Origin of the sequence: Teichococcus rhizosphaerae, from assembly GCF_002631185.1 — a bacterium.
Classification (GTDB): Bacteria; Pseudomonadota; Alphaproteobacteria; order Acetobacterales; family Acetobacteraceae; genus Pseudoroseomonas; species Pseudoroseomonas rhizosphaerae.
This window is the reverse complement of sequence record NZ_PDNU01000003.1, coordinates 133,312-145,812: the sequence shown is the minus strand read 5'-3', so window position 1 is coordinate 145,812 and position 12,501 is coordinate 133,312. Positions and strand designations below refer to the sequence as shown.

9 protein-coding genes and 1 tRNA gene are annotated in these 12,501 nt (G+C 72.0%); 4 read left to right on the top strand and 6 right to left on the bottom strand.

The genetic code is table 11. The annotated features are described in order from the left end of the window. Window positions 1-6: 6 nt before the first annotated feature. Window positions 7-91: transfer RNA gene (locus CR162_RS03085), tRNA-Leu, on the bottom strand. Window positions 92-242: 151 nt separating this feature from the next. On the opposite strand from CR162_RS03085, the gene CR162_RS03080 reads away from it, so the two are divergent. Then, window positions 243-1,472, top strand: coding sequence for a pyridoxal phosphate-dependent aminotransferase (locus CR162_RS03080; protein WP_099094067.1), 1,230 nt, complete (start codon window positions 243-245; stop codon window positions 1,470-1,472). On the opposite strand, the gene CR162_RS03075 is transcribed toward CR162_RS03080, so the two are convergent. The 3 genes from CR162_RS03075 to CR162_RS03065 all read right to left on the bottom strand — a co-directional run bounded on the left by CR162_RS03075 (window position 1,469) and on the right by CR162_RS03065 (window position 6,583). After that, window positions 1,469-2,569 (bottom strand): IS630 family transposase, encoded by a 1,101-nt coding sequence (locus CR162_RS03075; RefSeq protein WP_099094066.1) that lies wholly within the window; start codon window positions 2,567-2,569, stop codon window positions 1,469-1,471. The genes CR162_RS03080 and CR162_RS03075 overlap by 4 nt on opposite strands. Before the next feature lie 158 nt (window positions 2,570-2,727). Continuing rightward, the gene (locus tag CR162_RS03070) at window positions 2,728-4,020 is read right to left on the bottom strand and encodes a Gfo/Idh/MocA family protein (RefSeq protein WP_099094065.1); all 1,293 of its coding nucleotides are present in this window, start codon (window positions 4,018-4,020) and stop codon (window positions 2,728-2,730) included. 169 nt (window positions 4,021-4,189) lie between these two features. Then, window positions 4,190-6,583 carry a 1-deoxy-D-xylulose-5-phosphate synthase N-terminal domain-containing protein gene (locus CR162_RS03065; RefSeq protein ID WP_141563061.1) on the bottom strand — a complete coding sequence of 798 codons (2,394 nt, stop codon included), beginning with the start codon at window positions 6,581-6,583 and terminating at the stop codon, window positions 4,190-4,192. A gap of 185 nt (window positions 6,584-6,768) precedes the next feature. On the opposite strand from CR162_RS03065, the gene CR162_RS03060 reads away from it, so the two are divergent. Then, window positions 6,769-7,548: an EAL domain-containing protein gene (locus CR162_RS03060; RefSeq protein WP_245870098.1), complete on the top strand. Its 780-nt coding sequence runs from the start codon at window positions 6,769-6,771 to the stop codon at window positions 7,546-7,548. Between the two features lie 36 nt (window positions 7,549-7,584). Here CR162_RS03060 and CR162_RS03055 read toward each other — a convergent pair whose 3' ends face one another. Beyond that, window positions 7,585-8,982 (bottom strand): malonyl-CoA decarboxylase, encoded by a 1,398-nt coding sequence (locus CR162_RS03055; protein ID WP_099094064.1) that lies wholly within the window; start codon window positions 8,980-8,982, stop codon window positions 7,585-7,587. A gap of 105 nt (window positions 8,983-9,087) precedes the next feature. Further along, window positions 9,088-10,548 (bottom strand): NAD(P)H-hydrate dehydratase, encoded by a 1,461-nt coding sequence (locus CR162_RS03050; protein WP_245870097.1) that lies wholly within the window; start codon window positions 10,546-10,548, stop codon window positions 9,088-9,090. Window positions 10,549-10,748: 200 nt separating this feature from the next. Between CR162_RS03050 and CR162_RS03045 the strand changes: the two genes are divergently transcribed. Next, complete coding sequence (locus CR162_RS03045) at window positions 10,749-11,567, top strand: ABC transporter ATP-binding protein (protein ID WP_099094062.1); 819 nt, start codon at window positions 10,749-10,751, stop codon at window positions 11,565-11,567. After that, complete coding sequence (locus tag CR162_RS03040; RefSeq protein WP_099094061.1) at window positions 11,557-12,414, top strand: ABC transporter permease; 858 nt, start codon at window positions 11,557-11,559, stop codon at window positions 12,412-12,414. Before CR162_RS03045 ends, CR162_RS03040 begins: the two co-directional genes overlap by 11 nt. Window positions 12,415-12,501 lie beyond the last annotated feature (87 nt).

Here is a 12,501-nt window from a genome sequence, read left to right as displayed (position 1 = left end):
CGCCGGTGGTGCGGGCGGAGGGATTTGAACCCCCACGGCTTGCGCCACTGGAACCTAAATCCAGCGTGTCTGCCAGTTCCACCACGCCCGCGAACGCAGTCCCGGCGTCTCCACAAGGGGGCGCGTTTAGCGCAGCGGCAGCGTCTTTGAAAGGGTCCCCAGGCCCATCCCTGCCCGATCCGTTCCGCTTGCGCGGCCGCGCGGCGCCCGGCACACATCCCCCGACGCCGCCCGAGGTCCGCATGAGCACCGCCACACCCCCCGCCCCCACCCGCCACGCGCCGCCGGACGACCTGCCCGAGCGCATCCGGGCGCTCGCCGTCAACCAGATCGCGGAGATCGCCGATCTGGGGCGGGACGACCCGGAGGTGATCAAGCTCTGGATCGGCGAGGGAGACCTGCCGACGCCGCCCTTCATCGTCGAGGCCGCCGCCGCCGCCATGCGGGAGGGCCAGACGCGCTACACCTACGCCCTCGGCCTGCCCCGGCTGCGGCAGGCATTGTCCGACTACCACCGCCGCCACTGGGGCGTGGAGGTGCCGGCCGGCCGCTTCACCATCACGGCGGGCGGCATGAACGCCATCATGCAGGGGCTGCAGGCCGTCCTCAGCCCCGGGGACGAGGTGATCTTCCCCGCCCCCCACTGGCCCAACCTGGGCGAGACGGTGCGGGTGCTGGGCGGCGTGCCGGTGCCGGTGGCGCTGCGCCAGACGGCGGCGGGCGGCTTCAGCCTGGCGCTGGAGGACATCGCGGCCGCCATCACCCACCGCACCCGGGTCATCGCCATCAACTCGCCCTCCAACCCCACGGGCTGGGTGATGCCGCGGGCCGAGATGGAGGCGCTGCGCGACCTGGCGCGCCGGCACGACCTCTGGATCCTGTCGGACGAGGTGTACAACCACTTCACCTATGGCAACGCCATCGCGCCTTCCTTCCTCGAGATCTGCGACGGCACCGACAAGCTGCTGGTCAGCAACACCTTCTCGAAGAACTGGGCGATGACCGGCTGGCGCGCCGGCTGGCTGATCTTCCCCGAGGGAATGGCGTCTGTGTTCGACAATCTCGGCCAGTACAACACCACCAGCATCCCCACCTTCATCCAGCATGCCTGCATCGCCGCGCTGGAGCGGGGGGACGACTTCATCCGCACCATGGTGGGCCGCTGCCGGGAAAGCCGGCGCATCATCTGCGAGGGGCTGGCCGCCATTCCCGGCATCCGCGCCGAGGCACCGGAAGGCAGCTTCTACGTGATGTTCTCGGTGGAGGGCGAGACGGACGCCAAGGCCCTGGCGGTGCGCATCCTGCGCGAGGCCAAGGTGGGGCTGGCGCCGGGCACCGCCTTCGGGGCTTCCGGCCAGGGCAAGCTGCGGCTCTGCTTCGCCATCGACACGGCGTTGGCGCGCGAGACCATCCGGCGGCTGGAGGAGTTCTTCCGGCGCCCGGCCGGGGCGGGCGCCGCCATCCGCCCCTAGTGTCCTGATTCTGTAGTTCCTCCGATCTGCTGCGTGCGCTGGCAGAAGCGGTGGATAGCAGCGAGGATGTCGTCGGCGGACTTGGTCCAGCGGAACGGCCTTGGATTGGCGTTGTGGACCTCGATGAAGGCCCGGATGTCGCGCTCGAGCGCCTGGGTGGAGCGGTGAATACCGCGGCGGATCTGCTTGTCGGTGATCAGGGCGAAGAAGCGTTCGACTTGGTTGATCCAGGAGGCGCCGGTGGGCGTGAAATGGACATGCCAGCGTGGGCGCTTGAGCAGCCAGTCGCGGATCGGCTTGGTTTTGTGGGTGGCATAGTTGTCCATCACAAGATGGACGTCGAGGTCCGGCGGCACGGCTTTCTCCACCTGATCCAGGAACTTCCGGAATTCGGTGGAACGGTGCTTCGGGTAGCAGCGGCCGATCACTGTCCCGGTCGCGATGTCGAGCGCCGCGAACAGCGAAGTGGTGCCGTGGCGGGTATAGTCGTGCGTGCGCCGCTCCGCCTGGCCGGGACGCATCGGCAACAGCGGTTGGGTGCGGTCCAGTGCCTGGATCTGCGATTTCTCATCCACGCATAGCACGAGCGCTCGCTCCGGCGGGCTGAGATACAGCCCGACAATGTCGCGCACCTTCTCAACAAAGAGCGGGTCATTGGAGAGCTTGAAGGTTTCGCTCCGGTGCGGCTGCAGCCCAAAGGCCCGCCAGAGCCGGTGAATAGTCGAGGGTGCATAGCCGACAGCCCTGGCCATGGAGCGCAGCGACCAGTGCGTCGCACCGGGCGGCGTTGTTTCCAGTGTCAGCCGGATGGTGTCGGCGATCGCGTCATCGCCGATCGTGCGGGGCGTGCCAGGCCTGGGCTCATCCAGCAGCCCATCCAGCCGATGCTCGGCGAAGCGGCGCCGCCACTTCGACACCGTGTTGGCGTCCGCGCCGACCTCAGCGCCGATCGTCTTGTTCTCCAGGCCCGCGGCCGCCGCTAACACGATGCGGGCCCGCCGCGCCATGGCCTGCCCGGTTTTGCGGGCTCGAGCCAGGGATTCCAACTCCCGATGCTCAGCCTCGCTCAGCGTAATCGTCACCGCCGGTTTGCCCATCGCAAATCTCCCTACGATCACCTACATGATCGTAGGAATTTCGCGATCAGGACACTAGAGCAGATCCCGATCAGATGGAAGCATCCGATCGGGTGAAGATGCTCGCAAAAACAGAAGGCTGGAGCAGTGGACGCGAGCCAAGGCGAACGGAAACGGCTCTAGCCTTCCTCCTCCAGGCCGGGCCCGCGCGTGGCGTCGGGCCCCGCCACGGCGGGCAGGCCGACGGGGCCGCCGCTCCGCGCGCGCTCATAGAGCGCCTCCATGACGCGGTGGTCCTGCAATCCCTCCTCGCCCGGGGTGCGGGGCGCGCGGCCGGCCAGCACGCATTGCGCCATGTGGTCCATCTCGGCGGCGAACTGGTTCCTTTGCCCCAGGCGCCGCTCCTCGATCCCCTCCGCCTTGCCCACGCGCCGCGCCAGCCGCAGCGACTGGCCGCGATAGGCGAAGGCGTTCTCCACGTCGATCCAGCCCTTCTCCAGCCGCACCCGCAGGTCCTTGCTTTCGTGCGCCCCGTAGCTGCAGGCGCAGTTGGCGATCAGGCCGGAGGGGAAGCGCAGCATGAAGGCCATGCTTTCCTCCACCTCGCGGTAGCGCGGGTCGTCCCGCGGGCTGTCGATGCGGGCGAACACCTCCACCGGCTCCTCGCCCGAATAGAAGCGCGCGGCGTTGAGGCAGTAGAGGCCGATATCGGGCAGGGCGCCGCCGCCGGCCAGCGCCTTGCTGAAGCGCCACTGGGCCACCTCCCCCTGCACCTGGGTGTTCATCGCCTCCATGAAGCGCGGCCGCCCCAGCTCGCCCGCGCGCAGCAGGTCCACCGCCTGGCGGTTATAGGGCTCGTGCTGGCAGCGATACGCCACCATCAGCTTCACTCCGGCGGCGCGGCAGGCTTCCACCATCTCCTGCGCCTCGGCCGCGGTGTTGGCCATCGGCTTCTCGCACAGCACATGCTTGCCGGCCCGCGCGGCGCGTAAGGTAAACTCGTGGTGCATGCCATTGGGCAGCACGACATAGACCACCTGGATGTCCGGATTGTCGCGGATGCTGTCGAAGCTCGCGTAGTCGTAGATCGCCTCCCGGCGGATGCCATACTGCTCCGCCACCGCCCGGGCCTTCTCCGGCGTGCCGGAAACCAGCGCCACCGGTCGGGCGCGCCGGCACTCGCCGAAGGCGGGCAGCAGCTCCTCCAGGCTCAGCCGCCCCAGACCCACCAGGGCGAAGCCCACCCGCTGCCCGGGCGGCAGGGGCGCGGGCGGCGGCGGCGAGGGCCGGTCCGCCTCGCCCTTCCAGTTGGGAAAGGTGACGCGGCCATTCTCCACCCGCCCGATATCGGCGGGCTGCGGGGGCTGCGGCCCGGCTGCGGCGGCGGGGCGGGCGAGGCCAGCGCCCAGCAGGCCCAGCGTGCCGGTGCCGACGAGGCCGCGGCGGGACAGGGGCGGAAACAGCAGGCTCATGGGGAGACAGGTCCCGGCTGGAGGAAGGCATCCCTCCGGCCGGCGCGGGAACCCGGCACGAAAGGCCGGCGCACAGGGCGGGCGGGCGCTGGCGCGGCGGTGCCGCGTCCCGCAACCAACCCTCCGGTGGCGGGCGGGTCCTCCCCGCCCGGGTCACGCGGCGGTGCCCTCAACCTTCCAGCAGCGCCTGGGCGCAGGCATCCAGGATGGCGTCCGAGTCGAGGCCGTATTCCCGGTACAGATCGGGGATGTCGCCGGACTGGCCGAAGCGGTCCACCCCCAGCGGCACCACGCGCTGGCCGCGCACCGCCCCCATCCAGGCATGGGCGGCCGGGTGGCCGTCCAGCACCGAGACGATGGCGGCGCCCGGCGCCAGCGGCGCCAGCAGCCGCTCGATGGCCGAGGGCGCGGCGCCGGGGCCGCCACGGGCCGCGCGGCGCGCCGCCAGCCAGCCCGCATGCAGCCGGTCCGGGCTGGTGACGGCCAGCAGCCCCGCCCCCGGCTCCTCCTCGCGCAGTGCCTCGAAGGCGGCCATGGCCTCCGGCGCCACCGGGCCCTGATAGGCGATGGCGATGCGCGCGCCCGGCTCCGGCGGCACGGCCCAGTAGCCGCCGGCGATCACCGCCGCCGGGTCCAGCACCCGCTCCGGCTGGGGGATGCCGCGGGTGGAGAGCCGCAGCCACACCGCCGAGCCGTCCGGCTGCTGCATGTGGTGGAAGGCGTGGCGCAGCAGGATGGCCAGCTCGTCCGTGTGCGCCGGCTCGTAGCTGGCCAGCCGGTCCTGCGCGATGCCGAGCAGCGGGGTGTTGCTGCTCTGGTGCTGCCCGCCTTCCGGCGCCAGCGTCAGGCCGGAGGGGGTGGAGACCAGCAGGAAGCGCGCATCCTGGTAGCAGGCATAGATCAGCGCATCGAGGCCACGGTTGACGAAGGGGTCGTACACCGTGCCGACGGGCAGCAGCCGCGCCCCGTGCATCCGGTCCGCCAGCCCCAGCGCGCCGAGGACGAGGAACAGGTTCTGCTCGGCGATGCCCAGTTCCACATGCTGCCCCTTGGGCGACATGCCCCAGCGCTGCGCGGAGGCCAGCTTGGCGTCGCGGAACACGTCGTTCTTCAGGTGGCGGTCGAAGATGCCGCGCCGGTTCACCCAGGGGCCGAGGCTGGTGGAGACGGTCACGTCCGGGCTGGTGGTGACGATGCGGGAGGCCATCGCCTGCGTCTCCCGCCCGCCGCGGCCGATCTCGGCCAGCATCTCGCCGAAGCCGGCCTGGGTGGAGAGCACCCGGTTGGGCGGCAGGCGGGGCGGGCTGAGCGTGTCCGGCACCGGCACGGCGGGGGCCGAGAGGCAGCGCCCCTCGGGCGTGAGCGGCCGGGCGAAGGGCAGGCTGGCCAGGAAGTCGGCCAACTCGTCCTCCGGGATGTCGAGTCCCTCGAAGCGGTCCCACTCATGCCCGGGGCGGATGCCCATCTCGGCGCGGAACGCCTCCATCTGCTCGCGCGTCATCAGCCCGGCATGGTTGTCCTTGTGCCCGGCGAAGGGCAGGCCCATGCCCTTGACCGTGTAGGCGATGAAGCAGGTGGGCTGGTCGCCCGCCACCTCCTGGGCGCGGAAGGCCTCGGTCAGCGTCTCGATGTCGTGGCCGCCGAGATTGATCATCAGCGCGCCGAGTTCCTCGTCGGTCAGCGGGTCGATGATGGCGCGGATGCCGGGGATGCGGCCCAGCTCCGAAAGCAGCGCCGCGCGCCAGGCGGCGCCGCCCTGGAAGGTGAGCGCCGAGTAGAGGCTGTTCGGGCAGTCGTCGATCCAGCGGCGGAGGTGCTCGCCATCCTCGCGGGCGAAGGCGGCCTCCAGCTTGCGGCCGTATTTCAGGGTGACGACGTTCCACCCCATGTCGCGGAACAGCCCCTCGATGCGGCCGAACAGCCGGTCCGGCACCACGGAGTCGAGGCTCTGGCGGTTGTAGTCCACCACCCACCAGACATTGCGGATGTCGTGCTTCCACCCTTCCAGCAGGGCCTCGTAGATGTTGCCCTCGTCCAGCTCGGCATCGCCCACGATGGCGACGTGCCGGCCCGGCGCCATGCCCTCCCGCGCCAGCCCGTGCAGGTGCACATAGTCCTGCACCAGGCTGGCGAAGCTGGTCAGCGCCACGCCGAGCCCCACCGAGCCGGTGGAGAAATCCACCTCCGCCCCGTCCTTCACCCGGCTGGGATAGGGCTGGATGCCGCCGAACTGCCGCAGGGTGGAGAGCTTCTCGCGCTCCTGCCGGCCCAGCAGGTAGTTCACCGCGTGGAACACCGGCCCGGCATGCGGCTTCACCGCCACGCGGTCCTGCGGCTTCAGGATATCGAAATAGAGCGCCGTCATGATGGCGGCGACGGAGGCGGAGGAGGCCTGGTGGCCACCCACCTTCAGCCCGTCGCGGTTGGGGCGGATGTGGTTGGCGTGGTGGATGGTCCAGGCCGAGAGCCAGAGGAGCTTCCTCTCCAGCGCCCGCAGCAGCCGCAGGCGCTGGGCGGGGTCTTCCGCGGCGCGCAGGGCGCGCCGGTCGGGCGTGGCATTCATGGGCTCCCCTTTTCGGGTGGTCTGGTCCTGGATCCGGCCAGCCTAGAAGCTCTTACCCCCGCCACCAAGTCACCCCGTGTTCACCAAAGCCTGCTAAGCTGCCCAATCCTGGCAACACACGCGCGGCCGGCAGGCACATGGCCGCAGGAAGACCCATCCGGATGCACCACGAACCATCTTCCGCGATGAGCGGCTGCCCCGGCTGCAGGCCAGACGCGCTGGCCAGCCTGCCGCCGCTCGCCATGGCCTTCCAGCCCATCCTGTCGCTCGACGGCGCAGGCAGCGCCATCTTCGCCTATGAGGCGCTGGTGCGCGGGGCGCAGGGAGAGCCCGCCGGCAGCGTCTTCTCCCAGATCGGCCCGCACAACCGCTACGCCTTCGACCAGCGCTGCCGCGTGCGCGCGATCGAGCAGGCCGCCACGCTGGGGCTGGGCGGAACCGGTGCCCTCCTGTCCATCAACTTCATGCCCAATGCGGTCTATGAGCCCCGCGCCTGCATCCATGCCAGCCTGGAGGCGGCGCGGCGCGTCGGTCTGCCGCGCGAGCGCCTGCTCTTCGAGTTCACCGAGGGCGAGGCGATGGAGGACCCCGCGCACCTGCTCAACATCCTCTCCACCTACCGCGCCATCGGCTTCCGCACCGCGATCGACGACTTCGGCAGCGGCCATTCGGGCCTGAACCTCCTGGCCATGTTCCAGCCGGACATCGTCAAGCTCGACATGGGGCTGCTGCGCGGGGTGGACCGGGACGCGGCGCGGCGCACCATCCTGCGCCACCTCATCGCCATGTGCCGGGATCTGTCCATCCTGGTGGTGGCGGAGGGGGTGGAGACGGAGGGCGAGTACCTGACGCTGCGGGATCTCGGGGTCACGCTGTTCCAGGGCTACCTGTTCGCGCGGCCCGCCTTCAACGCCCTCGCCACCCTGGGCGGGGAGGTGGTGGTGCCCGCCCCCAGGACGAGCTGAGCTGAGGCCACCGCCAGGCTGGGGCCTGGGCGGCGCTCAGGGCCCGCTGCGGGCCAGCTTGCGCAGCGCGGGCGCGGCGGCGCGGCTGCCCTCGCCCACATAGCCCTCGTGGTAGTCCTCGATCCGGGCCGGGTCGTAGAGGTAGTTGACCATGAAGCCGAGGCTCTCGCGCATCCCCTTCTCCGACACGTCGCCACGCCAGCAGACGCGCTCCACCCGCGCACCGTTGGACAGGTGGAAATGCCCCACGGGGTCCCGCGCGCGGCGGCCGCCCTTGCCGGTCTCCAGCACCAGGTAGCGGGCGCAGAGCCGGGTCAGCACCGCCTCGGCCTTCGGCCCCCAGCCCTCGGTCAGCGGGCGGCGCCCGCCCAGCAGGGCGCGCAGCGCGGCGTTGCCATCCGGCAGGCCGGAAAGCTCGACGAGCTGCCTGTTCTCCTCCTCCGTCAGCAGCTTCGGGTGCGGCTCGATGAGCTGCTCCTCCAGCCAGCGGCGGAAGCCGGGAATGGGCGAGAGGGTGGAGAAGGCGCGGAGGTTCGGGAACTCCTCCGACAGCAGGGAGACCACCCGCTTGATGAGGAAGTTGCCGAAGGAGATGCCGTCCAGCCCGCGCTGACAGTTGTTGATGGAGTAGAAGATGGCGGTGTCGGCGGCGCGCGGGTCCTGCACCGGCGCGCGCTCGTCGAGCAGCGCCTGCACCGAGGCGGAGAGCCCCTTCACCAGCGCCACCTCGACGAAGATCAGCGGCTCCTCCGGCATGCGCGGGTGGAAGAAGGCGTAGCAGCGGCGGTCGGAATCCAGGCGGTTCTTGAGGTCGCGCCAGGTGCGGATGCGGTGCACCGCCTCATAGCCCACCAGCTTCTCCAGCAGCGCCGCCGGCGAGTTCCAGTCGATCCGCCGCAGGTCGAGAAAGCCGAGGTCGAACCAGCTCGCCAGCAGGCCGCGCAGGTCGGCGTCCAGGGCGCGCAGCATGGGGTCCTGGCCCATCAGCCGCACCAGGTCGGCGCGGAGGTCCACCAGGAACTTCATGCCGTTGGGGATGGAGGTGAACTGCGTCAGCAGCCGCAGGCGCGGCGGCTCCAGCACGCGGCGCAGCTTCGCCTTGGCGCTGGCGCGGGCGGCGTTGTCGGGCGCCGCGCTCACCTCGCGCATCGCCCCCTCCACCGCCGCCGGGTCTGAGTCGAAGCCGGCCAGCGCCTTGAAGAAGGCCACCCGCCCCGTCTCGTCCAGCACCAGATAGGCCTGCGCCAGGTCGGCCGCGCGGGCGCGGGCGGACACCTCGCCGCCCGGCGCCTCCAGGCAGGCGCGCATCCTGGCCTCCCAGGACAGGCCCTCGGTCGGGGTGGAAACCGAGGAGGCCATGTCCCGCCACAGCAGCGAGACCTTCTTCAGTGCCCGGTCGAAGAAGCCCACTTCAGCGACGGCGACGTCCGACATCGATCCCTCCTCGGTTCAGCCCGGGCCGGCTGGCCCACGCGCAGTGTGGACCACCGATCCTGAAATCTGATGAAACATCTGGTGACAATTTGCCGCAGCCCAAGGTCAGAAGGGAAGCAGCGAAGCGATGCTCACGCGGATTTCCGGCAGCAGCTCCTCCGCCACCAGCGGCGCCTGCGGGGAAGCGCCGCCGAGCGCCCGGAACGCCGCGTCGCCATGCAGCCAGACGGCGGCGCAGGCGGCCTCGAAGGGCGCCATGCCCTGCGCCAGCAGCCCGGCCACCAGCCCCGCCAGCACATCGCCGCTGCCGGCGGTAGCCAGGGCGGGCGGCGCGTGGTCGTTGATCGCCACCCGGCCATCCGGCGCGGCGACGATGCTGTCGGCGCCCTTCAGCACCGTCACCGCGCCGGTCAGCGCGGCGGCGGCGCGGGCGGCGGCCAGGCGGTCCGGGCCCGGCGCCCCGAAGACCCGCGCGAACTCCCCGGCATGCGGCGTCAGCACCGCCGCGCCGCGCAACGCCGCCGGCCGGCCGGCGGCGGCCGTCAGCGCCCCGCCATCGGCCACCACGGCGCGCCCGGCCTCCACCGCCTGCCGCAGCACCGCCAGCGTTTCCGGCCCCGCCGGCAGGCCGGGGCCCAGCAGCCACGCATTGCGCCGCCCGTCCTCCAGCAGCGCGGCGGGCGGCGCCTCGCTCACCAGCAGCCCCGGCTCGCCAGCGCGGAACAGGGCGGCGGTCGCGGCATCCGGCGCGGCCACCGTCACCAGCCCGGCGCCCGCCCGCCGCGCGGCGCCCGCCGCCAGCCGCGCCGCCCCCGGCATCTCCGCCCCCGCCACCAGCGTGACATGGCCGAGGCTGAACTTGTGGCTTTCGGCACCGCGCCGCGGCAGCGCCCACAATCCCTCTCCTGCCGGGCCTGGCGCATTGTGGAAGGCGCGCGGGCGGATGCCGTCCAGCACGCTGCCCGGCAGGCCGATCTGCGCCAGCTCGACCGGGCCGCACAGCTCCCGCCCCGGCAGCAGCAGGTGCCCCGGCTTGCGGCGGAAGAAGGTGACGGTGAGCGCCGCCCGGGGCGCGAAGCCGCCGAGCGGCTGGCCGGTGGCGCCATCCAGCCCCGAGGGCACGTCCACCGCGACAAGCGGCGCCGCCACGCCCCGCAGCAGCGCGGCCAGCTCCGGCGCCAGCGGCCGCGCCAGCCCGGCGCCGAACAGCGCGTCGATCACCAGCCCCGCCCGGCCGGTCTCGGCGGTGCCGAGCGGCACCACCGGGCCGCGCCATTCGGCGGCCACGGCGGCGGCATCGCTTCCCGGGCGCGGCGGCGCGAGCGGCGCCACCGCCACCGGCCAGCCCGCCTGTTCCAGCAGCCGGGCCGCCACATAGCCGTCGCCGCCATTGTTGCCGGGTCCGGCCAGCACCAGCACGCGGCAGGGGCGGAAGCGGCGGCGCACCGCCTGCGCCACCGCCCGGCCCGCCGCCCGCATCAGCGCCAGGCCGGAATGGCCGGCGGCGGCGGCCGCGCGGTCGGCCTCCGCCATCTCGGAAGGGGTGAGAAGGGCATGGTCCATCATGCCGGGAAGGCTAGCGCGCGCACGGTGCAGCGGGAACGCGCGGCCCACCGGCCGCGTTGCGCCCGACCGGGCGCAACGCGGCCAGGACAGCCCCGCCATCCGCGCTTTCCGGCCGCCGCGCGTGGCGTGGCGCTTGCTTCGGCCGTTCTGGGCTGGCAGTTGGCCCCCGGGCAACGGGACCGGCAGGGTGGAGGTGCGGCATGGCGGCGGTGGAGCGACCTTTCGTCGAGATCGATCAGGTCTCCATGCGGTATGGCGGGGCGGAAGGCACGCTGGCGCTGCGCGATGCCACGCTCTCGGTGGCGCGGGGCGAGTTCGTCGCTGTGGTCGGGCCCTCGGGCTGCGGCAAGTCCACGCTGATGAAGCTGGTGAGCGGGCTGTGGCCCTCCAGCGCCGGCAGCGTCGTCGTCGGCGGGCAGGAGGTGGACCGGCCGCTGCCCATGGTGGGCATGGCCTTCCAGAACCCCACCCTGCTGCCCTGGCGCACCATCCTGGCCAATGTGATGCTGCCGCTCGAGGTGGTGGAGCCGCACCGCCGCCGCCTGCGGGCCGAGCGCGCCGCCTATGAGGAGAAGGCGCGCCGCCTGCTCGCCATGGTGGGCCTCGCCGGCTTCGAGGGGAAATACCCGCACCAGCTTTCGGGCGGCATGCAGCAGCGCGCCAGCCTTTGCCGCGCCCTGGTGCACGACCCGGCGCTCCTGATGCTCGACGAGCCCTTCGGCGCCCTCGACATCTTCACCCGCGAGGACCTGTGGGCGCAGCTACAGGATGTGTGCCTGACGCTGAAGCCCACCGTGATCCTGGTGACGCACGACCTGAAGGAGGCGATCTTTCTCGCCGACCGCGTGCTGGTGATGTCCTCCCGCCCCGGCCGCATCCTGGCCGAGCGGCGCGTCCCCTTCCCCCGCCCGCGCAGCCTGGAGGACACCTACACCGCCCGCTTCCAGGACCTGGTGCACGAGCTGCGCGACCACATCAACGCCGCCCGGCAGGGCCAGGAGACCGAGCATGCCGCATGACGCGCCGCGCCGCGGCGAGGCCAATGCCCGCCGTGTGGAGGCCCTCGCCGCCGCGGCGCGCCGCCGCCGCCGGCTGCAGGGGCTGCTGCCCTGGCTGATCATCCTCGGCACCTTCCTGCTGTGGGAGCTGGCGGTGCGCGCCTTCGCCATCGACGCCTTCATCCTGCCCGCGCCCTCCGCCATCGCGGCCAGCATGGCGCAGTGGTGGCAGCCGCTGCTGGAGAATGCCTGGCAGACGCTGATGACGACGCTGGTGGGCTTCGGCCTCGCCATCGTCTTCGGGCTGGCGCTGGGGGTGGCGATCGGCTCCTCCACCCTGCTCTACCATGGCCTCTACCCGCTGCTGATCGGCTTCAACTCGGTGCCCAAGGTGGCGGTGGTGCCGATCCTGGTGATCTGGTTCGGCATCGGCACCGTCCCCGCCATCATCACCGCCTTCCTGATCAGCTTCTTCCCGATCGTGGTCAACGTCGCCACCGGCATCGCCACGGTGGAGCCGGAGCTGCGCGACGTGCTGCGGGCGCTGGGCGCCCGGCCCGTGGACATCATCCGCAAGGTCGGGCTGCCGCGGGCGATGCCCTATTTCTTCGCCTCGCTGAAGATCGCCATCACGGTCGCCTTCGTCGGCTCGATCCTGGCGGAGACGGTGGCGGCCAACAAGGGCATCGGCCAGCTGATGATGCTGGCGAGCAGCCGCTTCGACGTGCCGCTGGTCTTCGCCGGGCTGATGGTCACGGCCTTCATGGGCGTCGCGATGTATGCCGTGGCGGCGGCGATCGAGCAGCGCACCACGGGCTGGGCGATGCGCGGCCAGGGCGAGCAGCAGGTCTCCGCGGCGGGCGGCTGATCCGCCCCGCCGGGCCGCCCGTGCAATGCGATTGCGGATGCGGGCGCCGCCACGGTAGAAAGTTTGAGGGGCACCCCATCGGCGGGC

What these genes read in the sequence shown, in the direction of transcription:
- CR162_RS03080 (WP_099094067.1), top strand. Translation starts at nt 243, where the DNA reads ATGAGCACCGCCACACCCCCCGCCCCCACCCGCCACGCGCCGCCGGAC.
- CR162_RS03075 (WP_099094066.1), bottom strand. Translation starts at nt 2,569, where the DNA reads ATGGGCAAACCGGCGGTGACGATTACGCTGAGCGAGGCTGAGCATCGG.
- CR162_RS03070 (WP_099094065.1), bottom strand. Translation starts at nt 4,020, where the DNA reads ATGAGCCTGCTGTTTCCGCCCCTGTCCCGCCGCGGCCTCGTCGGCACC.
- CR162_RS03065 (WP_141563061.1), bottom strand. Translation starts at nt 6,583, where the DNA reads ATGAATGCCACGCCCGACCGGCGCGCCCTGCGCGCCGCGGAAGACCCC.
- CR162_RS03060 (WP_245870098.1), top strand. Translation starts at nt 6,769, where the DNA reads ATGAGCGGCTGCCCCGGCTGCAGGCCAGACGCGCTGGCCAGCCTGCCG.
- CR162_RS03055 (WP_099094064.1), bottom strand. Translation starts at nt 8,982, where the DNA reads ATGTCGGACGTCGCCGTCGCTGAAGTGGGCTTCTTCGACCGGGCACTG.
- CR162_RS03050 (WP_245870097.1), bottom strand. Translation starts at nt 10,548, where the DNA reads ATGATGGACCATGCCCTTCTCACCCCTTCCGAGATGGCGGAGGCCGAC.
- CR162_RS03045 (WP_099094062.1), top strand. Translation starts at nt 10,749, where the DNA reads ATGGCGGCGGTGGAGCGACCTTTCGTCGAGATCGATCAGGTCTCCATG.
- CR162_RS03040 (WP_099094061.1), top strand. Translation starts at nt 11,557, where the DNA reads ATGCCGCATGACGCGCCGCGCCGCGGCGAGGCCAATGCCCGCCGTGTG.